The following is a 23,611-nucleotide window of genomic DNA, read 5'->3' on the forward strand; positions in this document are numbered from 1 at the left end:
GCAATTCCGCTTAACGACGTCGACAAGCAGAGGCACCACAGGGCGCTGCGTCAACTCCATGCCTGCCTGCGCAAAACCGAGCACGTTGTGCGCGGCAGCCTCAATTGCCGTGATGAGATCGGTGAGACTAGACCGCGCCCTTGAAACCCAGTTGGCGCCAAGCCTCGTATACGGCGGTGGAGGCCGCGTTGGACAGGTTCATCGAGCGGCGCGCCGGGACCATAGGGATGCGAACCTGCTCGGTGATGCGCGGGTGATTGACGTGCTCCGGTGGCAGGCCAGTGGGCTCGGTGCCGAAGAGGAGGACGTCGCCTTCTTGGAACTCGACGTCGGTGAACCACTTGTCGGTGTGCGTGGTGAATGCGAAGACGCGCGCACCGGGCAGGGCAGCCATGCAGGCGTCGAAGTCCTTGTGGATCTGCAGATCTGCGAGGTCGTGGTAGTCCAGGCCAGCGCGTTTGAGGTGCTTATCGTCGAAGTTGAAACCCAGCGGCTCGATGAGATGCAGGGAGGCACCCGTGACGGCAGCGGTGCGGATGGCGTTGCCGGTGTTGGTGGGAATCACGGGATTATCAAAGACGATGTGCAGCTGGCTCATAGTGCTCAGTCTAGGATGGACTGCATGAGCGCTACCAAACTAGATGGCAATTTGTACCGCGACGAGATCTTCGAGGACCTGAAGGCTCGCGTTTCCGCCCTGCAGGCCAAGGGCATCCAGCCTGGCCTGGCCACCGTGCTGGTCGGTGACGATCCAGGCTCCCACGCTTACGTGAAGATGAAGCACCGCGACTGCGAGCAGCTGGGCATCAACTCCATCCGCAAGGACTTGCCAGGGGATATCACCCAGGAAGAGCTGGAGAAGGTCATCGACGAACTCAACAACGATGACGCCTGCACCGGCTACATCGTGCAGCTGCCGCTGCCGAAGCACCTGGATGAGAACAAGATTTTGGCCAAGATTGATCCGGAGAAGGACGCCGACGGCCTTCACCCGGTCAACTTGGGCAAGCTGGTTCTCAACGAGGACGCTCCGCTGCCGTGTACTCCGAACGGCTGCATCCATCTCCTGCGTCGCTTCGGAGTGGAGCTCGATGGCGCCAAGGTTGTGGTTATTGGCCGTGGCGTGACCGTGGGTCGCCCGATTGGCCTCATGCTTACCCGCCGCAGCGAGAATGCCACCGTGACCTTGTGCCACACCGGCACCAAGGACTTGGCTGCTGAGACCAAGGCTGCTGACGTCATCATCGCGGCTGCGGGCAAGGCTCACATGCTCACCGCGGACATGGTCAAGGAAGGCGCTGCGGTCCTCGACGTGGGAGTCTCCCGCGTGGATGGCAAGCTGGCTGGCGACGTCGCGCCCGACGTGTGGGATAAAGCCGGTTACGTGTCCCCGAACCCAGGCGGCGTCGGCCCGCTGACCCGTGCCTTCCTGGTGTCCAACATCGTGGAGCGCGCAGAAAAGCTGGCGGGCCTGGCTTAAATGGCCTCCGAAAAAGGGGCTGCCCACCGGGCGAAGGATCTCAACCTGGATAACCCCCACGACGTTAAGTTGCGGCCTTCGCGCTTGCCGGCCGGCGTGCAGTGGGTTGCCGTGGGGCTCTTCGTCGCGGGCGTAGCGCTGTCTGCGGTCTTTGCCATTTCTGAACACTGGCGCCGCGCCACCGTGATTCTGGGGGCGTCGCTGTTGTGGCTGTCGCTGGTGCGTCTGACATGCGACTCACGCATCGTCGGCGTTCTCGCTGTGCGCTCGCGGCGTTTCGACGCCACCTACACAGCCTGCCTGGGAGCGTTGATGACGTTCCTGGCGGTGTCCGTGGATTCGCTGGGTTCTTAGATGTAGTACTCGTCGCCCACATACATCGGACCCAAATCCAGGCCGTCCGGCGCGGAGAGCGCCAGGAAGTTTCGCAGGATGCGGTCCATCTGGCGCGACTCAGCCAGGAAGGCATCGTGGCCGATGGGGGAGACCACCTTGGCCATGGCCAGCAGATTGCCGATGTTGCGGGAGATGTGTTCCTGCTGGTGGTACGGGTAAAGAATGTCCGTGTCCACGCCCACGACCATGGTGGGCACGGTCGAGGAAGCCAGCGCCTTGTTGAGGCCGCCGCGCCCGCGCCCGACGTCGTGCCGGTTCAGCGCCTCAGTCAGCGTCACGTAGGAGCCGGCGTCGAAACGCTCGGTGAGCTTGTCGCCCTGGTAATCCAAGTAGGAATTCACGGCGAAGCGCTGGTTGGGCTCGCGGTATGAGCCAAGCGGGTTCTCGCCGCGTTGGGCTTGGACTCCGAAGCGCTCGTCGATTTCCTGCTCACCGCGGTAGGTCAGGTGCGCGATGCGGCGGGCCGCCGCGAGGCCCTCGCGCGGGGCCTTGTTGTATTCGTAGTAGTCGCCGCCGTGCCAGAAAGGATCGCGCTCAATCGCAGAGATTTGCGCGGACTGGATGCCGATCTGCCATGCGGAAGCGCGGGCAGACACCGCGATGACACAGGCCGCGGAGAGAAACTCCGGATGCAGCAGGCTCCACTCCAAAGTGCGGGCGCCGCCCATCGAGCCGCCGATGACGGCGTGGACGTGCTCGAACCCCAGCTCCTGCAAGAACTTATGCTCGGCTTCGACGAGATCGCGGATGGACAACGCCGGAAAGCGCGAGCCCCAGGCCTTGCCGTCTAGGTGCGGGGAACACGGGCCAGTGGAGCCCTTGCAGCTGCCGAGCGCGTTGGTGACAATCACGCACCACTGCTGCGTATCCAGCGCCTTGCCTGGGCCGATGAGGTCGCCCCACCAGTCGGCGGCGTTGGAATCACCGGTCAGGGCGTGTTCGATGACCACGATATTGTTTGCGCCATGTGGGTCGCCGGCAAAGGCGCCCCAGCGTCGATAAGCGATGGTGACGTCCGCAATGGAAGCTCCGGCTTCCGTAGCGAAATCACCGATCTTGACGTGGTCCAGCTCGCCCTCAGGGGCGAGCTCCGGAATCGTGGTCACGCGAAGAAACTCCCTTCGTTGTTGCGCAGTTACAGGGCAGCGAAAGCCTGCTCGAGGTCAGCGATGATGTCCTTGACATCCTCGATGCCGACGGACAGGCGCACCGTTGCCTGGGTAATACCAGCGGCGCGCAGGCCCGCCTCGTCAGACTGGGAGTGAGTGGTGGTTGCCGGGTGGACCACCAGCGAGCGAGTGTCGCCGATGTTGGCCAGGTTGGAGTGCAGCTTCAGGGCGTCGATGAACTTCCACGCCACTTCCTTGGCGTCCTTGCCACCGGTCTCGATCTCGAAGGAGAGCACCGAGCCGGTGTAGCTGTAGCCCAGCTTCTCCTTTACGGACTTGTACGGGGAGGAATCCAGACCCGCGTAGTTGACCTTGGCGACCTTGTCGTGGTCCTCCAAGAACTCAGCGACTGCCTGAGCGTTCTCGTTGTGGTGCTGGACGCGCAGCTCGAGAGTCTCCAGGCCGGTCAGGGTCAGCCAGGCGTTGAATGGGGAAGCGGCTGCGCCGGTGTCGCGGATGATGCCAGCGCGGGCACGCAGCGCGAATGCCGGGGCTCCAAGGTCTGCGTACTTCAGACCGTGGTAGCTCTCGTCCGGCTCGGTGAAGAACGGGAAGACGGACTTGCCGTCGCGCTCGACGGTCCAGTCGAACTTACCGCCGTCGATAAGCGCGCCGCCGATAGCGGAGCCGGAGCCGGAGTAGAACTTGGTAGTCGACGCCACGACGATGTCAGCGCCCAGCTCCAGTGGACGAGCAAGCACAGCGGTGGCCATGGTGTTGTCCACGATGAGCGGCACCTGGTTGGAGTGTGCGACCTCGGAGATAGCCGGGATGTCGAGCACGTCGGCGATCGGGTTGCCAAAGGTCTCGCCGTAGAAAGCTTTGGTGTTTGGCCGCACAGCTGCCTGCCAGGACTGCGGATCATCCGGGTTCTCAACCAGGGTGGTCTCGATGCCGAGGCGCTTGAGGGTGTGGGTAAACAGGCTGGAGGTTCCGCCGTACAGGCGCGGGGAGGCGACGATGTGGTCGCCTGCGCCAGCGAGGACCTCGATGGCTGCGGTCTCAGCAGCCTGGCCGGAGGCAAACACTACGGCGGCGATGCCGCCTTCGAGAGCTGCTAGGCGACGCTCGAGCGCGTCAACGGTGGGATTGGTCAGACGCGTGTAGATGGGGCCGGCGTCGCTAAGCGCAAAGCGTGCTGCAGCATGTTCTGCGGAATCGAAGACATAAGAGGTGGTCTGGTAAATCGGGACGTTGCGCGAGTTGGTCGAGCCGTCGAGGTCTTGACCCACGTGCAGGGAACGGGTGGACAGTGCCCAGTTTTCGAAGTTGCTGTTGTCGTACTTGGTAGTCATGGAGGTAAGACTAGACCAAGCGGTACAAAAGCGTATAGGGCTGCCGGAATTTGGCCTTGTTTCCGCTGGCGAAGTAGTGAATAAAAACAGACAAAGCGGTTGGCATAAACCGACCACTATGGATCCCTTGGCTAGGCCTGTGGATTCTTGCGTTTATGAATTAGGTACCACACGCCGAGGATGGCGCCGAAGAGAAGTAGCGCTGCTGCAATGAAGACCATGGCGACAGTAACCGTTTTGTGGGGGTCGTTGAGGAAGATCATCGACACAATGGCCGCGAAGAAGATGGCGGCAAACAGGGTGATGAGCCAGTTGCGCTTGGTGTGCTCTGCGAAAGTCATGGTTCAAATAATACGGTAAATACCGAATTAAACAAGCCGTGTAAAAAATTTCAGCCAGCAACCTGCGGTAACTTAAAATTTGCAAACCCTTGCAAATTGTGTCCAAAATAACAATCGTCCGAAAATGCTTTATGACTAAATAGAATTCGCATGGGTTAAGCGTTTTATTTCTCCGGTTTAACTTGGAAAAATATAGAAATTTCCTGTCGGTGGAAATGGTTAAAGAGATTCGCCCGTTTTCCGTATCAACCATAAGGATGACCGCGTATGGGTCATGGTGGGTCTTTCTCGGTTATTTAATGCGACTTTTTCCGTTCATAATCGTTCTGGGTGCCGTCTGACTTGGGGCACCGGCCACCTTGACTCGCATCCTTGCGCAGTTAAGTGTCAGCACAATGAGAAGACAGGAAAATATATGTCCACCACTACTAGCCATGAGGATCGCCGCAAGCCGGTCCTCAAGCTCAGCAGCGTGTGGGTGCAGGGCGTCGCCCTAGTCATGATCTTTGGCTTTCTAGTCATGGGTTTCTTGGCGTACCGCACTTACAACGCCTCTATGCCTCTCCCGGAAAAGATTGTTTCCGAAACCACCGGTGAGACCATCCTGACCAAGGATGAAATCCTTAACGGTCAGGCCCTTTATCAAACCCGCGGCCTGCAGCAGTACGGTTCCGTACTCGGCCACGGCGCGTACCTCGGTCCGGACTACACCGCCGAGTACCTGCGCATGTCTTTGGATAAGGCACGCGAGCTTAACGACGCCAACGGCTACCCCGACTTCATCGACAAGGACGCCACTCCAGAAGAGGCCGTCCAGCAGGAGTTTCGGGCAAACCGTTACGATGAAGCAACTGGCGTCCTGAAGTGGACCGATAACCAGATTGCTGCGTTTGAATCCAATAAGGAGTACTACGCGAAGTACTTCGGCGAGGATTCCCACGAGAAGGGTCTGCCTTCCGATTTCATTACGGACAAGCAGCAGATCAACAACCTTGTCGGCTTCTTCGGCTGGACTTCTTGGGCTTCCGCTGCGGAGCGCCCGGGCCACGATTACTCTTACACCAACAACTGGCCGGCAGAGCCGCGCGTGGACAACGGCCCGACCGCTGACCTCGTGGTCTGGTCCGTGCTTTCCCTCATCGCCCTCATCGGCGGTACCGGCCTTATCTTCGCTATCTACGGCCGCTGGTCCAAGTCCATCGGTTGGCACGCAGAGGAGGCTCCTAACCTTGACTTCACCCAACCGGGCGAAGTCGGCTTGACCAAGTCCCAGAAGGTCGTGGCGTGGTTCGTCCTCGTCATCGCTTTGCTCTTCCTCATCCAGGCTCTCTTGGGTGCCGCTTCGCAGCACTACCGCACGGAGTTGACTGGCTTCTTCGGCATTCCGTTGCAGGAGATACTGCCGTACAACGTCTCGCGTACCTGGCACCTCCAGCTGTCCCTGCTGTGGACCGCAGGTGGCCTCCTCGCAGCCGGTATCTTCCTCGCCTCCTTCGTGGGCAAGAAGGAGCCCAAGGGCCAGCATTGGTTGGTCTGGTTCCTGCTCGGCGCCATCGCCTTCGTGGTCTTTGGCTCCATGGCCTTCGAGTGGCTGTCCACCATGGGCTACATCAAGGAAGGCACCCTGTTCTCACAGCAGTGGGAGTTCCTTGACCTGCCGCGCTTCTTCCAGATTCTGCTCACCGTGGGCATGTTCGTCTGGATCGGCATCATCTTCCGCCAGCTGCGCGGCCGCCTGAAGCACGAGCACAAGTCCAACATGCCGTGGCTGTTCTTCTACGCCGGCATCGCCATCCCGGCCTTCTACGCCGTGGGTAACCTGGCCGGCTCCGAGACTCACATCTCCGTCGCTGAGTTCTGGCGCTTCTGGGTTGTGCACCTCTGGGTGGAGGACTTCCTCGAGCTGTTCACCACAGTCATGGTTGCGTACGTCTTCGTTCTGCTGGGCGTCATCCGCGAAAAGATTGCTCTGGGCATTATCTTCCTCGACATCATCCTGTACTCCACGGGTGGCGTCTTAGGCACCATGCACCACCTGTACTTCTCGGGTACCCCGGTTGAGCACATGGCACTCGGCGCGTTCTTCTCCGCAGCCGAGGTTGTCCCGCTGACCCTGCTAACCGTCGAGGCATGGACCTTTATGCAGCTCGGCTCCCGTCAGCGTGCGTCTGGCGAACGTCCGTTCCCGCACCGTTGGGCAGTTATGTTCCTCGTGGCCGTTGGTTTCTGGAACTTCCTGGGTGCCGGCATCTTCGGCTTCCTGGTTAACCTGCCAATCGTCTCCTATTACGAGATCGGTACCGCACTGACCGCAAACCACGCACACGGCGCCATGATGGGTGTCTACGGCTTCCTGGCTGTCGGTTTGTCCGTCTTCGCACTGCGCTACCTCCTCCCGAAGGACAAGTGGTCCGACAAGGCCATGGCGTGGTCCTTCTGGCTGCAGAACATCGGTCTGCTGTGGATGGTTGTTATTTCCCTGCTCCCGTTGGGCGTTATGCAGCTCTACGAATCCGTGGCTTCCGGCTACGTCGAGGCACGTTCCCTGGGCTACATCACCGAGCCTGGCAACTTCATCATGGAGTGGCTGCGCATGCCTGGCGACGTCATGTTCCTCGCGGGCATCATCCCGTTCCTGTGGATGGCGCTCAAGGGCGTGCTCTTCAACAAGGAGATCCCGACCATCGAAGAGCACCCGAAGGATCCGCTGTTTAGCATCATTGCGCCTGACGACGACGATCACGCCGGCGAAGTCCCAGTGGCCGGGGCTGCCTCCAGCGTGGGGCTCGTGTCCGGTGGCAAGGGCCGCGTCGATTCCCGCGACGGTGCTCACAACACCGGCCGCATCGACGGCCGCCGCTACGGCTACATCGACGAACGTGGTGCGTTCGTGGAGGAGCAGGCGCCTGACGACGGCCGCGGTGACTCCGCTGCCACGGGTCCTCAGGATCCGGTGTTTGACTCCAAGACCAAGTGGGGCGGCACCTATGGTTCCGACAAGAAGTAAGGCAGGCTCATAATGGATGCTCCAGGTATCTTCACCCTCTTGGCGGTGTGCTACGGCCTTTTCTTGCTGGTCGTAGCGTGGGGCTTTGACGCAATGGCGAAGCAAACCGCCAACCGCACCATGGCTAACCGCGCTGGCACCTTCCGCTACTTGGAGGAGCATGACGCCTGGCAGTGCCCTGAGGACCAGTGGCTGTGGCCGTCTAGCTTCGACCCGGAAAACCGCGTCATGCGCTACCGCGCCAACCCCACGGTGTGCAACACCTGTCCGGTCAAGGACGCCTGCACGGTGTCCCATCACGGCAGGGAAGTAACCCGGCAGCTCGACCCGTGGCCGCACTCTGACTCCGGTCGTTTCCACCGCGGCATCGCGCTCGCGGTGGCGGCCATGGGCTACCTGCTTCCGCTGTCTTCTCTCATCACTAACCATTCGCCGTCCGAGATTCTCATAACGATTGCCACCGTCTTCGTGATCACCGGTCTCGGTGTATACCCGCTGGCGCGCCACCTGTGGAACACGCCGTCGAATGCGCCGAGGATCGTGGTCCCAGAAATGGACAACCGTGAGGCTGAGTTGGCTGCCCAAATCGACCGCTACGGTTCGAAGTACGGCAAGACCAACCGCTACCGCTCGGATCGTAAGAAGGAAGAAGCTAGCTAATGTCAGCACTTGTATTCTGGCCGATTGTCATCGGTATCATTATCGCGCTCATCATCGTGTTCTTGATGTACTCGCTCAAAGTCATCAAACAATACGAGCGCGGCGTGGCCTTCCGTTTCGGTCACTTGCGTCCTCTCATGGAGCCGGGCCTGCACTTTATGTGGCCGGGCATCGATAAGCTCGAGCGCGTGGACCAGCGCGTGGTCACCTTGACCATCCCACCGCAGGAAATCATCACCAAGGACAACGTCTCCGTGCGCGTTAACGCCGTGGTCATGTTCGAGGTCACCGATTCCCTGAAGGCGGTGCTGGAAGTAGAAAACTATGCGGTCGCGACGTCGCAAATCGCGCAAACTACGCTGCGTAGCTTGCTGGGCCGTGCGGATCTCGACGATCTTCTCGCACACCGTGAAGAGCTCAACGAGGACCTTGCCAACATCATCAACGGCCAGACCGAGCGTTGGGGTGTCATCACCCGCATCGTCGAAATCAAGGACGTCGAAATCCCCGAGATGATGCAGCGCGCCCTTGCCCGAGAGGCCGAGGCCGAGCGTGAGCGCCGCGCCAAGGTCATTTCCGCACACGGCGAGCTTCAGTCCTCCCGCGAGCTGCGTGAGGCCGCCGAAGAGCTCGGTAAGGCCCCGGCCGCCCTCCAGCTGCGTTATCTACAGACCGTGCTGGAGCTTGGCGCTGACCAGAACTCCACCATCGTCTTCCCGCTGCCGATTGACATCATGGGTGGGTTCATGGATAACCTCGGAAGCTTCTCCAAGGGCTTCAAGGACCTCAACGAGAACCTCTCCCAGCTCACAGGCAAGGCCAGCACGACAACCGATGCCCCCAGCGCCGAGTAAGGGTCGCACTCGAACTGCTCCCCATAATCCGGACTGAGAAATCAGAAACCAGATTGTGGGGAGTATTTCTATGCTTCCACCGATTCGCCAACGGCTAGGCGCCGGTAGCCGCTAACGCCAGCTTTCTGGAGCATGCCGTCGGTGAGCTGCTTGCCGACGTCGCTAAGCACAGCATCATGAATCGGCACCACTGTCCGCGCGCCGATGGACATGGCGTAGTCCGCGGCATCCGCGCCACGCACCCAGGGTGCGGAAATCGGGAGGAAGAGCAGCTCTACGCCCTCGACATGCACCCATTGATCGCCAGGGTGGAGAACACCACCGAAGAAGAAACCCACGTTTTCTGGGCGGGGAATCGCCGGGTGAATCTCTTCGTGCAACCCGCCGACTGCCTGGACTTTTATCCCGAGCACTTCGAAACTCTCGCCCGCGCGGACCGCAGTGCCGTGGCCCACGGCGTCGACAGTCTCTTGCGTGCCCCATACCGGCAGGCCACAGTCGCGCACGGCCTCGATGTCGAGGTGATCCGCATGCGCGTGGGTAACCAACACGGCATCTGCCGAATCCAAGCACGAGGAGTCCGTGAATCCACCGGGGTCGATGACAAAGCGACCCGCAGGGGCGTCGACTGCGATTGCGGAGTGGCCGAGCATGGTGACTTTCATGGTCCCAGCCTAACCAAACGTGAAGGAATAGAGTTTGACGCCTTCGCTGACTTCGATGTCGAGAACTTCGGTTTGCGGGGCGTTCTCTTTAACGAGGTCGAGCGTTCCGTCTTCTTTCACAGGGAACTCACGCGTGGTGCCGTCTGCGTGGCGCACCGTCACGGTTCCTTTGCCGGAGACCACCAGCTGGACCCACGCCGCGTGGTAGTTCAGGCGCAGGCGCGCATCCTTGCCGGCAGTAATCGGCTGGTCCTCGAGTGTCCACGTTCCGCCGAGGGAGTACTGGCCACGCTCCGGCGTTCCGAGCTCGAAGTCGTGTGTTCCTGGGGCGTAGTTGCGGTTGGCGAAGTAACGCGCACGCGCCGTGCCGAGGTAGGTCTCTGGATTGCGGCCCTCCGTGGAGGCTTGGTCGGCGGATTCCAGCGGCGCGGGGAGTTGGACGTTCGGGTCGCGCTCTTTAAGCAGCTCGCGGATGTGATTTTCGGTTTCGGCGTAATCGCCCTCGCCGTGGTGAGATTCGCGCAGGATTCCCTGTGCGTCAACGAGGTAGTGCGCTGGCCAGTACTGGTTTCCGAATGCACGCCAGGTGGCGAAGTTGTTGTCTTGGGCAACGGGGTAGTGGATTCCCTGTTCCCGCGCCGCGCGCTGGACGTTGGCGGCCACGCGCTCGAAGGAATATTCCGGGGCGTGGATGCCCACTACTTCGAGCCCAGAGTCCTTGTAGTGGTCGTATATTTTGGTCAGATGCACGTTGTTGCGTTGGCAGTTGATACAGGCATAGGCCCAGAAATCGATGAGCGTCACCTTGCCGTTCGTGCGCGGGTCCACGGGCTCATCCGTGTTGAACCAGCCGGTCAGCCCCTGGAATTCGGGTACTTGCTGTCCCGCCTTGCTTGACGACGCCTCTTTCGCCAACACCTCCTGCCCAAACTCCGGGGAGGGCAGTTTCTGCTGCAGCCACGCCGGCGCACCGACGGCGATGGCACCTGCCATGGCGATGACCACTACGCCCGCGCCGAAACGGAAGCCCCGCTGATGTGTTTGGAAGAAGTCCACGCGTTTGCCCACTTCGTTGCCGCCGAGGGCGAATGCCATCAGCGGAATAGCCACGCCGACGGCGAAGGCGAGGCAGAGGATGAGGATGTGGGCGTCGATTGTGCCTGTCGCACCGGCGACGGAAATAGCCGCCAGCACCGGACCCGCACACGGCACAAAGACCACGCCGAGCGCCAAGCCCACCGCGAATCCGCCTTTGTCGCGCGCTTTAGCTTGCAGACCGCCTGCTTTGGGAAGCTTGAGGAACGGCCACTCGAGGATCTCCTGGAATTTGGGGAACATCATGCCCAGGCCCACGAGCACCAGCAGCCCGATGCCCACCTTCCACACTAAGTCGCCGGGCAGGTGCAGCGCGTTGAGCAGTGTTGTGGCAAAGAGCGTCACCGCTGTAAAACTCGTTACCAGCCCGCCGATGACCAGCCATGGTCGCGACCTTCCGCCGTTTCCGCTCACCGCAAGAACCAGCGGCAGGATGGGCAGGATGCATGGTGAGAGACCAGTGACTAGGCCACCGACAAGCCCGATGGACAGGGTTGACAACATGGGAAACCTTTCTGTTGGGGTATACCCATCTGTTCGGAGCGGAACCAGCGGACGGATTGGTGAAAATTTTTCCAATCCACTTTCCGCCCCGCTCCGAATGACTTTGTGAAGGGGCCAGAAACGCTGGCCCACAGTCAAAAGGAGAAAACTCATGAAGAAGCTCATCGCTACCGCCGCAGCCCTGGCCATCGCCGGAACCGGTCTCGCTGCCTGCAACGACAACAAGGAAAGCAAGGACGAGATGATGACGTCCGAGATGATGGCACCGTCATCCGGTGCGATGATGTCGGAAGAAATGTCCAAGTAAGTCCAAATGTCCGCGCCAGCGCCTACGGCGGAGGTAAACTCAACGTCCGTGTCCACCATGTCCCCACAACAAATCGCCCGGCTCAACGACCAGCTCGTTGCGACCGCGGCAGGGGACAGGCACGCCTTTTCGCAGCTTTACGACGTCCTCAGTCCTACCGTCTTCAGCGTCTGCCTCCACGTGCTCAATAATCAGGCGCTGGCGGAAGAAGTCGCTCAAGATGTGTTCATGGAGACGTGGAATAAGGCGGCCAACTTCGACCCAGAGCGTGGGAATGCACGGTCATGGGTTGCGCGGTTGGCGCATGGGCGCGCGGTAGATCGGCTGCGCTCGCACGTGGCGAGCGTGGAGCGCGACGATAGGGACGCGCATCTTGAGGAGCCAACACGCTTTATCGACGTCGAGTCCGAAGCGCTGGAGCACGTGGAATCGCAACGCTTGCGCGCGGCTGTCGACGCCATCGGCGAGCCTCACCGCACCGCAGTCCTGCTGGCTTTCTTCGGTGGATTGAGCCATGCTGAGCTGGCAGAATCAACAGGAGTGCCGCTGGGTACCGCGAAGACGCGCGTGCGCGACGGAATCAAGAAACTCAAAGCCACACTGGGAAAGGAGGAGCGATGAGTAACACCCGCGAATTCGACGACGAGTCCTTCGAGGCGTTCCTCGACGCTCTTCCCGACGTCGACCCACCAGAGGATCTCAAACACTCCGTCTTCGCCGCTATCGATGCCGGCGAGCACACCTCGCCGACTGCGCAGCCCATAGCGGAGGTGGTGGAGTTGCCGCGTCGTCGTACGCGTGGCTTCTTCGCAGCTGCCGCGGCGGCAGTGTTGTTGATGGTGGGGGGAATTGGCGTCGTCCAGCTGCGTTCGCAGGAAGACGCGCGGATTCAAGCCGCGGGCGTGGAACAGATGCACGCCATCATGGCTGCTGATGACCTCCTGACCGGCAACGCGGATGCCTCCGGTGCAACGTTAGACATTGTGTCCTCGAAGGAGATGGGCAAGTCTGGCGCGATGGTCGACGGCCAGCCTGCACTCGCCGACGGCATGGGCGCCCAAGTCTGGGCCGTGGCCTCCAATGGTGAGGTGACGTCGGCGGGCGTCATCGGCCAAGACCCGCACGACGATGTGTGGATGCCCTTCGACGGCGATGCCACCAAGGTCATGATCACTGAGGAACCCATGGGCGGCAGCGCCAAGCCCACGGGCCGGATGCTCGCCGAGGTCCGCCTCAGCTAGCCATACCAGCATTACCCAAATTGGCTCGAGAATCGTTTCATTGCTTATGGTGTGCTGAGGCAGTCGCGCACGATATGCAATGCGGTGGTGAGCTCGACGTCGCTTAGGTGTCCGAATCCCAGCACGATGCCCTTCTCAGCAGTGGCGCCGCCCCAGTAATCGCGAAGCGGCGTCAGCGTCAGCCCGCGGGTGGCGGCTCGGTCTACAACGGATTCGTCGCACAGCAACACTGCATGGAGGCCGCCGTTGATGGGAAGGAGGGTGGCGGGGGCGTCGGAAAGCATGGCGTGGACGAGGTCGCGGCGCCGCTTGTAGGCCCGGCGCATCCGCCCGGTGTGCCGCCGCAGTGCGCCGCTAGCTAGATAGGACGCCAATGCCGCCTGCGGGATGGAGCCCACGGGCTGGCCGAAAACCTCACGGACGTCCTGGACCGCGGACAACAACCGCTCCGGAACCACGAGGTAGCCGCACGCAATCGACGGCGAAATCACCGAAGAAAACGTTCCCAAAAGCACCGTATGCTCCGGCGCCAGCGCTGTCAGTGCGGGCAGAGGCTGGCCTACGTAGCGCAGCTCGGAATCAAAGTCATCTTCGATCAGCAACGCGTTCTCGCGGCGCGCCCACTCCACCAGCGCGCCCCGGCGAGCAGCGGGAAGCGACGCCCCGTAAGGGTATTGGTGGCTCGGCGTGACGATGAGCGCATCCAGCGGACCGGGCACGGTAACGCCTTCGGCGTCGGTAGGCACCTCCATCAGCTCGTGGCCCAACGCCTCGGGAATACGCCGCAAGCTCGGGTAACCCGGCGACTCCACCCCCACGCGCAGGTGGTCGCCAAGCGCGCGCAGCAATAGCGTCAAACCGTCGCGGGCGCCGGCCGTGACAACGATTCGCTGCGGATCCACCCGCAGCCCGCGCATGTGCCGGACGTGGTGGGCGATTTCGTGGGGGAGTGAGGTGGCGTCGGAAAGCGGATGATTGGCCGCTTCGCGCCATGCGGCCCGCCATTCGGGGGTAAGGATTCCGTCGGTATCCGGCAGCCCGGGCGTGAGCCTGACTGTCGACGCTGCCGGCGCGGGGCGCTCTACCTTCACCTCCCGCAGCTGCGAATGTGGCAACCGCGGATTGACGACGGTGCCGGAGCCCACCTCGGCGGTGAGGTAACCCTCGGCGGTGAGTTGTTCGTAGGCGGTAACCACGCTGCCTCGGGAAACGCCGAGTTTCGCGGCAAGCGCGCGGGTGGAAGGAACCTGTTCACCCGGCAGCAGAATGCCCGCCGTCACCTGGGTGCGCAGGGCTTCCGCGATTTGGACGGGCAGTGCGCGTGTATCAGAGGGGGCAAGCCGTATAGACATGGTCCCAGCATAAGTGGTCTAATTCAACACGCTTGAATTGGCTCTTGATTTAGACCACTTCGTAGTGTGAGGATGGTCCGCATGACTGAAAATACTTCTTCTAAGAATGAAACGACGCGAGCAACTACTCGCGTAAAGCGCGGACTCGCAGACATGCTTAAAGGTGGCGTCATTATGGACGTCGTGACGCCGGAGCAGGCAAAGATTGCCGAGGACGCCGGAGCTGCAGCTGTTATGGCGCTGGAGCGCGTCCCGGCAGACATTCGCGCGCAGGGTGGCGTGGCGCGTATGAGCGACCCAGACCTCATCGAGGGCATTGTCGACGCCGTCTCCATCCCCGTCATGGCCAAGGCCCGTATCGGCCACTTCGTTGAGGCGCAGATTCTCGGCGAGCTGGGCGTGGACTTCATCGACGAGTCCGAGGTTCTTTCGCCGGCGGATTACATCAACCACATCAACAAGTGGGACTTCGATGTTCCTTTCGTCTGCGGTGCGACCAACTTGGGCGAGGCGCTGCGTCGCATTACTGAGGGTGCTGCGATGATTCGCTCCAAGGGCGAGGCCGGTACTGGCGACGTCTCCGAGGCCGTCAAGCACCTGCGCACCATCAAGGGAGAAATTGCGCGCCTGCAGAACCTGGACCGCGATGAGCTTTACGTTGCGGCCAAGGAGCTGCAGGCACCGTACGACCTGGTAGCCGAGGTGGCAGAGACCGGCAAGCTGCCCGTGGTCCTGTTCGTTGCGGGTGGTGTTGCTACGCCTGCCGACGCCGCCCTGGTCCGCCAGATGGGCGCCGAGGGTGTCTTCGTCGGCTCCGGCATTTTCAAGTCCGGCAACCCGGCTGCGCGTGCGGAGGCCATCGTGAAGGCCGCGACACTCTACGACCAGCCTGCCGAGCTGGCGAAGATCTCCCGCGGCCTGGGCGAGGCCATGGTGGGAATCAACGTCAAGGACGTGCCGGCACCGCACCGTTTGGCTGAGCGCGGATGGTGATTGGAGTACTGGCACTGCAGGGCGGCGTCGAGGAGCATGCGGCGATCTTGAGCTCGCTGGGCGCACAGGTGCGTCGGGTGCGGCTGCCGCGTGACCTGGACGGGCTCGACGGAATCGTATTTCCGGGCGGCGAGTCCTCCACGATCGACCGTCTTGCTAGGGCTTTCGACCTTGCTGCGCCGCTTCGCGACGCCGTCCGCTCCGGCCTCCCCGTCCTCGCCACGTGTGCAGGTTTGATTTACTCCGCCCGCGAGCTGGAGAACCCAGCGGCCGGGCAGCAGACGCTGGGGATTCTGGATGTGACCGTGAAACGCAATGCCTTCGGCAACCAGCGCTTCTCCGAGGAACGCACCGTCACCGTCGACGGCGTTCCTGTGGAGGCTAGCTTCATCCGAGCGCCCGTCGTCACGCGCGTGGGCGCGGATGTTGAGGTCATTGCCACCATCGCGGGCGACGTCATCGTCGGTGTGCGCCAAGGCCACGTCACTGCCTTGAGTTTCCACCCGGAAGAAAACGGTGAGACTCGCATCCACGAAACGTGGCTCAACTGTTGTTTGGGAGCTACTAGTGCCAGATAGCCGGCGTAGTAGTGGTTATGGCAACCCGGCCACCAGATCCTTTATGCGCTGAAAGCTTACGGGGGTAAACGAGCGGAAAAGCGCCGACGCGATAGTGACCTGGGATACATTTAAGCGTGTTAATTCTGTGAAGCACATCGAAAGACGAATCTGGTGACAAATCCGCACATCGACCAAGTCCGAGAAGACATCCGCCTCCTAGGCCGAGTGCTGGGCCGAGTACTCGCGCAGAAAGAGGGCGAGGACGTCTTTGAGCTGGTCGAATCCACCCGCAAGATGGCCTTCAATGTAGCCCACGGCAACGCCAAGCCCGAGGACCTCGTGGCGGTTTTCCGGGACCTGGACATCAATAAAGCCAACCTCGTGGCGCGCGCGTTTAGCTATTTTGCACTTTTGGCAAACCTTGCCGAGGACCTCGCGGACGAGGCGGTGGAGGCGCCGGTGAGCTTGCGCAAGACCTTCACCAAGCTGAAGGAGGAGGGCGTCGCCCCCGCGGATGCGGCCGCCGTCATCCGCGACGCGCAGGTGGCGCCCGTCCTCACCGCGCACCCCACGGAGACCCGCCGGCGTACGGTCTTCGATACCCAGACCCGCATTAAGCAGCTGCTTATCGACGCCCACCGCGGTGGCGACATGGACGCCATCGAGCGCGAGATGTACCTGCGCATGACGTTGCTGTGGCAGACGGCGCTTATCCGCATTGCCCGGCCGACGCTGGAGGATGAGGTCGACGTCGGGCTGCGCTACTACAAGCTTTCGCTTCTGGAGCAGGTCCCGGCGCTCAACCGCGCGATTCGCCATAGCATGCGGGAGACCTTTGGGCTGCAGCTTCCCGACGCCCCCGTCGTGCGACCCGGCTCCTGGATCGGCGGTGACCACGACGGCAATCCGTACGTCAACGAGCGCACGCTGACCTACGCTACCCGTAAGGCAGCGAAGACGATTTTGCGCTACTACGAGTCGGAGCTCGATGAGTTGGAGCGCGAGCTGTCTTTGTCGGATCGCTATTCCTCGTGTTCTACCGAGCTGCTGTCGTTGGCGGAGATTGCTAACAACGACTGGGAGTCGCGCGTGGACGAGCCTTATCGCCGTGCGATTTATGGCATCCGCAATCGCGTGCGTGCAAACCTGCATGCGTTGGGAGAGAAGAAGGCGCCGAAGGGCGACTTCACCCCGTACGCTTCGCCGGAGGAGCTGCAGCGCGACCTCGACGTCATCGATCGCTCGCTGCGCCAGTTCAACGACGACATCATCGCCGATGACCGCCTGGCCCGCATCCGCTCGGCCGTGACTACGTTTGGTTTCCATCTTTATTCACTGGATATGCGCCAGAACTCGAAGTCTTTCGAGCAGGTGCTCACGGAGGTCTTCGCTGCCGCAAGCCTGTGCGATGATTACGCCGCGCTGAGCGAAGCGGAGAAGGTCGAGCTGTTGGTCCGCGAGCTGCAGACCGCGCGCCCGTTGCTGTTTCCTGGCGCAGACCAGGACTTCAGCGAAGTCACGGCCAAAGAGCTGGGCATTTTCCGTGCGGCATCGCAGGCGGTGCGCAAGTTTGGCCCGCAGTCGGTTTCGCACTGCATCATTTTGATGACGGGCTCGGTATCGGACATCCTGGAGCCGATGGTCCTGCTCAAGGAAGTGGGCCTGAGCGAGGTCGACGTTGTTCCGCTCTTTGAAACCATCGATGATCTGAAGGCCGGCGCGCGCATCCTGGAGCGGCTGTGGGCCGTGCCTTTCTACCGCGAGCACCTGCGCGCGCGTGGGGACATTCAGGAGGTCATGCTGGGCTACTCCGATTCCAACAAGGACGGCGGCTACCTGCAGGCGAACTGGGCGCTTTACGACGCCGAACTTTCCCTCGTCGAGCTGTGCACCCAACATGGGATCGAGCTGCGCCTGGCGCACGGCCGTGGCGGCGCGGTTGGCCGCGGTGGTGGTCCGACTTACGACGCCATCCTGGCCCAACCCAAGGGCGCGGTGTCGGGTTCGGTGCGCATCACCGAGCAGGGCGAAGTCATCTCCGCCAAGTATGGTGCTCCGGAGACGGCGCGTCGCCACCTTGAGGCGTTTGTGTCCGGCGCACTGGAAGCATCGCTGCTGGATACCGAGCCTATCGCCGATACGGAGCGCGCCTACGAAATCATGCGTGAGCTCGCAGCGTTGTCCGGCGAACGCTACGAAGATCTCATCGGCGACCCCGGCTTTATCGAGTACTTCACCCAGTCCACGCCGCTGCACGAAATCGGCGACCTCAACCTCGGCTCGCGCCCGTCGGCCCGCAATCAGACCACTGCGATTTCGGATCTGCGCGCGATTCCGTGGGTGCTGTCGTGGTCGCAGTCGCGTACCAACATCCCGGGCTGGTTCGGCGTGGGCAGCGCAGTGACGCGGTGGGTGGAGCAGGCGCCGGTCGGCGAGCAGGCGGCACGCTGGGAGGAGCTGCGCGAGCTGTATCGCACTTGGCCTTTCTTCCGCTCGGTGTTGTCGAATATGGCGCAGGTGATGGCGAAGGCGGAGCTCTCGCTCGCTCGTCTCTACGCGGACCTCGTCGACGACAAAGCCGTTGCCGACCGCATCTACGGCCTCATCGCCGACGAATTCGCCCTCACCCGCGAGGTCTACCTGCACATCACGGGCAATGCAGACCTCACCGCGGAGAACCAGCGCCAAGCGCGATCGCTCAAGCGCCGCTACCCATACCTGCTCCCGCTCAATGCGGTGCAGCTGGAGTTGCTGCGCCGCTACCGCGCCGGCGATGATCAGTTCCTCGTCTCGAAGACCATTCAGGTCACGATGAATGGACTAGCTACTGCGTTGCGCAACGCAGGCTAGTTGAATTTGCTGGTGGGGATGGGCGCGGCGTCGTAAGGCGGCTGCCATGCCACCCTGCCGCCGACGCGGACCATCCGCCCGCGCATGGGCGGGGCAGTGGGGTCATCGTCGTTGACTCCGTTGTGATACGGACATAATGGAACCAAATTTAGGATATTCGTCGATCCGCCCCGCGCCCAGGCCACCATGTGGTGAATCTGGCACTTCTCAAATGGGACCGGGCAGTCCTTCCACGCACAGCATGGGCTCTCCGCCATGAGTGCCAGCCGCTGCTTGTCCGTGGCGAAGCGGCGTGTGCGAAAGACATCCAGCGGTCCGTGCTCGCGGCTGACAGCCACGATAACGCCCTTTTCCAGCAGTGCGCGCTCCACGAGCTGCGAGCCGGTCAGCGTGGCACCGTTGGTCATGCGCACGATGAACTCTTCGCCATCCTTGTCCGTGTTTCCTTTGAGCAGCTGCGCATAGTCGTCGACCTGCAGCACCGCCATGGTCATGACCTCAGTTTTCACGCCTTTGCCGTCGAGGTTTTCCAGAAAGCTCTCGCCGGGACGCTGCTGGTCGATGCCCTGGAATACGTCGGTTAGCTGCATAGAATCCGCCGTCACAGTCAACGTGGCCAAGCCGTTGCCATGCTGGGTCAGCTTCGCGCGCTCGGCGTACTCGCGGGGCTTGCGCCACTCGCGCAGGCGCTTGCGCGCAACCTTTTCCACCAGCTCGGCGCTGGTCTGGCACAGTTCCACGCGCAGGTCCCAGGCCTTGTTATGGTCGCGAACCTTGGCCACGAAAGACTCAATTTGCCGCAGCGTAACCAGCCCATGGCCGCGGCTGCGCGCCGCTGCTACCGCCGTGCGCTGCTTCTTGGTGGAGTGCGTGGGCCCGAAGTAGGAGTGATGGAGGGCGAGAAGCTCGGCGGCGTCGGCAGGCGCGGCTCCTAATGCCAACAGATCGGATTCAGACATGCCCGCGCACTCGGCCATCAGGTCAATGGCCCGGCCGAGTGCGGCGAAGAAGGACTGTAATCTCATGACCTCAACGCTAAAGCGCGGTCAAGCCCGCTTCAATAGTCAGTTTTCGCGAGAGGCCAAATTTGTGGATAACTCAGGAGCTCGCCGCAAGTTATACACATTCGCAAGCTAGCTGGCTAGTTAAGAGCCCAACAAACCGCGGCGGCGCAGCAAGGGCTGCACGTCCTTGTCGCGTCCCCGCAGCTCGCGGTAGACCTCGGTGAAATCGCGCGAGGCGCCCTTAGACAGGATGAGTTCGCGGAACTTTTGGCCAGCTGCGCGGGCTTTAGCATCGTCCCCGTCGGCCGAGTCTGCCGCGCCGACTTCCTTGAACCAGGAGAAGCCGTCGGCGTCGAGGACCTCAGCCCACAGGTAGGAGTAGTAGCCCGCGGAGTAACCGCCGGCGAAGATGTGATTGAAGTACGTCGAGCGGTAACGCGGCGCGATGAGCGGGTTGTTCAGCCCGGCCTTGGTCAGCGCGTCCTTTTCAAACTGTTCGATGTCCGCGGCCGTGAGCTGGGCAGCTTCCTCGTGTGAGAGCGAGTGCCACGCCAAGTCCACAATCGACGCCGCCAAGTACTCCACCGTGCCGAATCCCTGACCGAACTCGCTGGCAGCCGTGACTGCTGCGAGCATCTCGTCGGAGATAACCTTGCCGGTATCAACATGGCGCGCGTAACGCTTCACCAGTGCCGGCTCTAATGCCCAGTTCTCGTTGATCTGCGAGGGGAACTCCACCCAATCGCGCGGGACGTTGGTGCCGGCGAAGGTGGGGTAGCGGACGTCGGAAAGCAGCCCGTGCAAAGCGTGGCCGAACTCGTGGAAGACGGTGTGCAGCTCGTCGAGGCTCAGCAGCGGCTGGGAGCCGTCGGCAGGCTTGGTGATGCCCATGACATTGACGATGACCGGCTTGCGGCCCAACAACCCAGACTGGCCAACGAACTCGCTCATCCAGGCGCCGCCGCGCTTGGTGGGGCGCCCGAAGTAGTCGGTGACGAACAAGCCGATGCCGTTGTCGCGGTCAGCTTCGGGCTCCTGGCCCGCGTCGAAGACTTCCCACACGCGTACGCCCTCGGCGTAGCCCTGCAGGTCCTCGCGCGGGACGACGGTGATGCCGTAAAGGCGCTCAGCGGCGGCGAAGACGCCCTTCTCTAGGACCTGGTCCAGCGGGAAGTACTTGCGCAGTTCTTCCTCATCGAGGGAGAAATCGCGGGCGCGGACCTTAGATTCCCAATACGGCCAGTCGGCGGCGGTGAAGCCCTGGCCGTTGAGTGTTGCTTCCTCTGCGAGGAGCTTCTGCTCGCCTTCGGCGTTGGCCGCGGCGGCGGGGGCGAGGTCGAAGAGCATGGTGCGGGCGGCGTCGGCAGTCGCAGCGGTTTCTTCGGCGATCACGTAGTCGGCATGGGAGGCAAAGCCCAACAGCTCGGCGCGTTCGGCGCGCAGCTGGACGGCCTCGATGAGACCTGGGATGTTGTTCTCGGAGCCCCTGCTTGCCGACGCCCCATACAACCTCCCCCTCGCATCCTCCCGCGCCAGACGGCTCAGCTCTGATTGCACGGTCGGCAGCTCTAGCGGGATGACATAGCCTTCGCGGCCCAGCGCCTCAGCATCGGCTTTGGCGGAGGCGATGCGTTCGGCGGGCAACCCCTCGAGTTCCTCCTCGCTGAACTCAACGGCTTTCGCGCGAGTAGAGGCCATGAGGTTGCGGCCGAATTCCTCCGAGAGTGCGGACAGGCGTTGGTTGATGTCGGAGAGGCGGGACTTGCCGGCGGCGTCGAGATCCGCGCCCTTGCGCTTGAAGGTCCGCAGGAGGTGGTCGTGGAGACGGTGGCCTTCGGGGTCGTCGTCAAGCGACTTTGCCTCCTTGATGCGCGCGTAGAGCTTTTCGTTTTGATACATGCCGTCATAGTGCGCGGCGAGGCGGGGGTAGATATCGGCGGCAATCTCCTCCATCTCATCGGTGACGTCGGTGCCGGAGAGGTTGCCGAAGACGGCCATGACGCGGTCCAAGTCCTGGCCGGAGCGCTCCAATGCTTCGACGGTGTTTTCCCACGTGGGGGCGGCGGAATTATCAGCAATGGCGGCGATTTCGGAGCGATGGCGCTCGAGTGCCTCGTCGAAGGCGGGGCGGAAGTGCTCTACCTTGATGTCTGCGAAGGGCGGAAGCTGGTAGGGCAGTGGCGAAGGGTGGAGTAATGGGTTAGTCATAGATGAACACTGTACCCATTAGCCCCGCTCTATGTGATGGCTTTCACTATCTAGCTCGTGGGAAGCAACTCGGGTTCCTGTGCTCGCGTTGGCGTGGTGGGGCGGTTCATGAGGATGACGTCAAGAACAAGGAACGCGGCCAGAGTGATGCCCAACAGCGGAAGGAAGGCGCCGACGGTGGCGGCAAAGACAGCGCCGAGCGCCGTGGTGGCCCAAGAGAACTGTTTCATCGAGCCCGGCACGAAGCGGGGGCGGCGCTTGAACCACATGTAATAGCCCAAGACCACGAGGGCGGCGATAGCCAGGCCCAGCGCGAACAGCGCGATCTGCAGCGGTAGGCCGAACATGATGCCCATGTGCAGGTAGATGCCCCAGCTGCTGAGCTTGCTAAACAACGGAAGGCTGGAGAAAGGCTGGCGGTCGATGACCTCACCGGTGGAGCCGTCCACGGAAATAGCATCGGAGGTGGTGCGCCATTCGACCCAACGCTCGCTGACCTGCCAGGCGGAGTGGGCGTCCTCCGGCGGGTACAGGCGCAGCGGGCCGGTCAGTCCCTCGGCGCGGCCGGTGGCGAGGACGCGCTCAGCCTCAGCAGCCACGCTGGCGCTTTCCGACGTCCCACTCATGTGGCCGCCATGTCCCTCATGGCCTTCGTGGCCGGTGTGCTCATGCGTTTCTGTACTTGCGCCGGGGAGGGCAGTTTCAATGGGGGTGGCCTTCCAGTGCATACGTTCCACGAGGGAGTTGACATTGTCGCCGGCCAGGCCCGACCAGGTGATGCCAGTAGCAGACAGTCCAAGCAAGCCGATGAATATCCAGGCACCGATGGTGGAGTGGAGGCGCGTAGCCTTCGAGCGTGCGGAGCGCTTCGGCTGCTGTTGCGTGGATTTCGCGGTTGCCTTGTTCTTGGGGCGGCGGCGAATCCACCACATGTAGAGCCCGCCGCAGGCCATGACCCACAGCCAGGAGGCGGCCAGCTCCGAGTAGAGCTCACCGACCTTGCCCAGGTGGAAGCTTTCGTGCAGGGAGGAAATCCAACGGCGCAGCGGCATCTCACCCAGTCCGGAGTAGGTTGGGTAGTCCCCGATAACTTCAGCGTTGGCGGGGTTGATGAAGACGGTTCGCTGGAGGCTTTCATCAATTCCCGGGTCACTAACCAGCACGCGGGTGGAGTCCGTGGGCGTGGTAGCGGGCCACACCTGGGTCACAGGCATATCTGGGTGCTCGTGTTGCGCGGCCTGGATTTGCTCCTCGAGGCTGAGCGGGTGCTCGACCGCCGGAACGTTCATGACATCGCGATAGGCTACCTTTTCCAAGGTGGGGGCAATGGCATAGAGGCAGCCAGTCAATGCCGCGACGAGGATGAAGGGGCCGACGAACATGCCGCCGTAGAAATGGATGCGTTGAATGAAAGATTGCAGAGCCGTCCGACTCATATGTAGTGCTCTTTTCAGTATGTACAGGTAGGGCCCGTGGCGAGTGCCTAAGGATGAATGCTTCCGAGCGCTCAAGACGGGCGATGGACAGGCGCTGATATCAGCTGCACTACTAGTCGGAGGTGATGGCTTCTCGGTTCCCGCGGATTGAAAAACTTTTTAAATAGTTGACGTTTTCGGTGCCGCAGGATGGG

The 23,611-nt window shown here is 61.9% G+C and carries 21 protein-coding genes; 11 read left to right on the forward strand and 10 right to left on the reverse strand.

What is annotated here, in order from left to right; genetic code table 11:
- Positions 1–127: 127 nt before the first annotated feature.
- A complete protein-coding gene (locus tag HMPREF3153_RS10520; protein WP_005527936.1) occupies positions 128–598 on the reverse strand; it encodes a tRNA (cytidine(34)-2'-O)-methyltransferase in 471 nt (156 codons plus the stop codon).
- A 24-nt stretch (positions 599–622) separates the two neighbouring features.
- On the opposite strand from HMPREF3153_RS10520, the gene HMPREF3153_RS10525 reads away from it, so the two are divergent.
- A complete protein-coding gene (locus HMPREF3153_RS10525) occupies positions 623–1,480 on the forward strand; it encodes a bifunctional methylenetetrahydrofolate dehydrogenase/methenyltetrahydrofolate cyclohydrolase (protein ID WP_046646581.1) in 858 nt (285 codons plus the stop codon).
- Positions 1,481–1,834, forward strand: a complete 354-nt coding sequence (locus tag HMPREF3153_RS10530) for a DUF3017 domain-containing protein (RefSeq protein ID WP_046646580.1) — start codon at positions 1,481–1,483, stop codon at positions 1,832–1,834.
- Here the strand turns inward: HMPREF3153_RS10530 and HMPREF3153_RS10535 are convergent.
- From HMPREF3153_RS10535 to HMPREF3153_RS10545, 3 genes are all read right to left on the reverse strand, one after another.
- Positions 1,831–2,982: a homoserine O-acetyltransferase MetX gene (locus HMPREF3153_RS10535; RefSeq protein ID WP_080970022.1), complete on the reverse strand. Its 1,152-nt coding sequence runs from the start codon at positions 2,980–2,982 to the stop codon at positions 1,831–1,833. The two genes, HMPREF3153_RS10530 and HMPREF3153_RS10535, sit on opposite strands and share 4 nt — an antisense overlap.
- Before the next feature lie 29 nt (positions 2,983–3,011).
- Complete coding sequence (locus HMPREF3153_RS10540; RefSeq protein WP_070420815.1) at positions 3,012–4,340, reverse strand: O-acetylhomoserine/O-acetylserine sulfhydrylase; 1,329 nt, start codon at positions 4,338–4,340, stop codon at positions 3,012–3,014.
- Between the two features lie 131 nt (positions 4,341–4,471).
- Positions 4,472–4,681 carry a hypothetical protein gene (locus tag HMPREF3153_RS10545; protein WP_070420816.1) on the reverse strand — a complete coding sequence of 70 codons (210 nt, stop codon included), beginning with the start codon at positions 4,679–4,681 and terminating at the stop codon, positions 4,472–4,474.
- A gap of 415 nt (positions 4,682–5,096) precedes the next feature.
- Between HMPREF3153_RS10545 and HMPREF3153_RS10550 the strand changes: the two genes are divergently transcribed.
- From HMPREF3153_RS10550 to HMPREF3153_RS10560, 3 genes are read left to right on the forward strand one after another with little or no spacing between them, the layout of a single operon-like run.
- Complete coding sequence (locus HMPREF3153_RS10550) at positions 5,097–7,688, forward strand: nitric-oxide reductase large subunit (RefSeq protein WP_070420817.1); 2,592 nt, start codon at positions 5,097–5,099, stop codon at positions 7,686–7,688.
- Between the two features lie 12 nt (positions 7,689–7,700).
- Positions 7,701–8,348, forward strand: a complete 648-nt coding sequence (locus HMPREF3153_RS10555; protein WP_070420818.1) for a hypothetical protein — start codon at positions 7,701–7,703, stop codon at positions 8,346–8,348.
- Complete coding sequence (locus HMPREF3153_RS10560; protein ID WP_046646575.1) at positions 8,348–9,202, forward strand: SPFH domain-containing protein; 855 nt, start codon at positions 8,348–8,350, stop codon at positions 9,200–9,202. Before HMPREF3153_RS10555 ends, HMPREF3153_RS10560 begins: the two co-directional genes overlap by 1 nt.
- A 68-nt stretch (positions 9,203–9,270) precedes the next feature.
- Here HMPREF3153_RS10560 and HMPREF3153_RS10565 read toward each other — a convergent pair whose 3' ends face one another.
- Both HMPREF3153_RS10565 and HMPREF3153_RS10570 read right to left on the reverse strand, forming a co-directional pair.
- Positions 9,271–9,867 carry an MBL fold metallo-hydrolase gene (locus HMPREF3153_RS10565; RefSeq protein WP_070420819.1) on the reverse strand — a complete coding sequence of 199 codons (597 nt, stop codon included), beginning with the start codon at positions 9,865–9,867 and terminating at the stop codon, positions 9,271–9,273.
- A gap of 9 nt (positions 9,868–9,876) precedes the next feature.
- Positions 9,877–11,466, reverse strand: a complete 1,590-nt coding sequence (locus HMPREF3153_RS10570; RefSeq protein WP_070420820.1) for a redoxin domain-containing protein — start codon at positions 11,464–11,466, stop codon at positions 9,877–9,879.
- A 151-nt stretch (positions 11,467–11,617) separates the two neighbouring features.
- Between HMPREF3153_RS10570 and HMPREF3153_RS12785 the strand changes: the two genes are divergently transcribed.
- The 3 genes from HMPREF3153_RS12785 to HMPREF3153_RS10580 are packed head-to-tail and all read left to right on the forward strand — an operon-like array spanning position 11,618 to position 13,014.
- Positions 11,618–11,773 carry a hypothetical protein gene (locus HMPREF3153_RS12785; protein ID WP_005527944.1) on the forward strand — a complete coding sequence of 52 codons (156 nt, stop codon included), beginning with the start codon at positions 11,618–11,620 and terminating at the stop codon, positions 11,771–11,773.
- A gap of 57 nt (positions 11,774–11,830) precedes the next feature.
- Complete coding sequence (locus HMPREF3153_RS10575) at positions 11,831–12,394, forward strand: sigma-70 family RNA polymerase sigma factor (RefSeq protein ID WP_070420903.1); 564 nt, start codon at positions 11,831–11,833, stop codon at positions 12,392–12,394.
- Entirely contained in the window at positions 12,391–13,014 is a 624-nt protein-coding gene (locus HMPREF3153_RS10580) for an anti-sigma factor (protein WP_046646572.1), read from the forward strand. The genes HMPREF3153_RS10575 and HMPREF3153_RS10580 overlap by 4 nt, the downstream gene beginning before the upstream one ends.
- A 44-nt stretch (positions 13,015–13,058) precedes the next feature.
- Here HMPREF3153_RS10580 and HMPREF3153_RS10585 read toward each other — a convergent pair whose 3' ends face one another.
- Positions 13,059–14,366 carry a MocR-like pyridoxine biosynthesis transcription factor PdxR gene (locus HMPREF3153_RS10585; protein ID WP_070420821.1) on the reverse strand — a complete coding sequence of 436 codons (1,308 nt, stop codon included), beginning with the start codon at positions 14,364–14,366 and terminating at the stop codon, positions 13,059–13,061.
- Between the two features lie 81 nt (positions 14,367–14,447).
- On the opposite strand from HMPREF3153_RS10585, the gene pdxS reads away from it, so the two are divergent.
- From pdxS to ppc, 3 genes are all read left to right on the forward strand, one after another.
- A complete protein-coding gene (gene pdxS, locus HMPREF3153_RS10590; RefSeq protein ID WP_141740949.1) occupies positions 14,448–15,359 on the forward strand; it encodes a pyridoxal 5'-phosphate synthase lyase subunit PdxS in 912 nt (303 codons plus the stop codon).
- Positions 15,353–15,937: a pyridoxal 5'-phosphate synthase glutaminase subunit PdxT gene (pdxT, locus tag HMPREF3153_RS10595; protein WP_070420823.1), complete on the forward strand. Its 585-nt coding sequence runs from the start codon at positions 15,353–15,355 to the stop codon at positions 15,935–15,937. The genes pdxS and pdxT overlap by 7 nt, the downstream gene beginning before the upstream one ends.
- Positions 15,938–16,090: 153 nt before the next feature.
- Complete coding sequence (gene ppc, locus HMPREF3153_RS10600; RefSeq protein WP_070420824.1) at positions 16,091–18,769, forward strand: phosphoenolpyruvate carboxylase; 2,679 nt, start codon at positions 16,091–16,093, stop codon at positions 18,767–18,769.
- Here ppc and HMPREF3153_RS10605 read toward each other — a convergent pair.
- From HMPREF3153_RS10605 to HMPREF3153_RS10615, 3 genes are all read right to left on the reverse strand, one after another.
- The gene (locus tag HMPREF3153_RS10605) at positions 18,766–19,794 is read right to left on the reverse strand and encodes an HNH endonuclease signature motif containing protein (RefSeq protein WP_070420825.1); all 1,029 of its coding nucleotides are present in this window, start codon (positions 19,792–19,794) and stop codon (positions 18,766–18,768) included. The two genes, ppc and HMPREF3153_RS10605, sit on opposite strands and share 4 nt — an antisense overlap.
- 120 nt (positions 19,795–19,914) lie before the next feature.
- A complete protein-coding gene (locus HMPREF3153_RS10610) occupies positions 19,915–21,981 on the reverse strand; it encodes a M3 family metallopeptidase (protein WP_070420826.1) in 2,067 nt (688 codons plus the stop codon).
- 50 nt (positions 21,982–22,031) lie between these two features.
- Complete coding sequence (locus HMPREF3153_RS10615; protein ID WP_070420827.1) at positions 22,032–23,417, reverse strand: PepSY-associated TM helix domain-containing protein; 1,386 nt, start codon at positions 23,415–23,417, stop codon at positions 22,032–22,034.
- Between the last annotated feature and the right edge of the window lie 194 nt (positions 23,418–23,611).

It is taken from the genome of Corynebacterium sp. HMSC06C06 (assembly GCF_001807295.1).
Taxonomy (GTDB): domain Bacteria; phylum Actinomycetota; class Actinomycetes; order Mycobacteriales; family Mycobacteriaceae; genus Corynebacterium; species Corynebacterium striatum.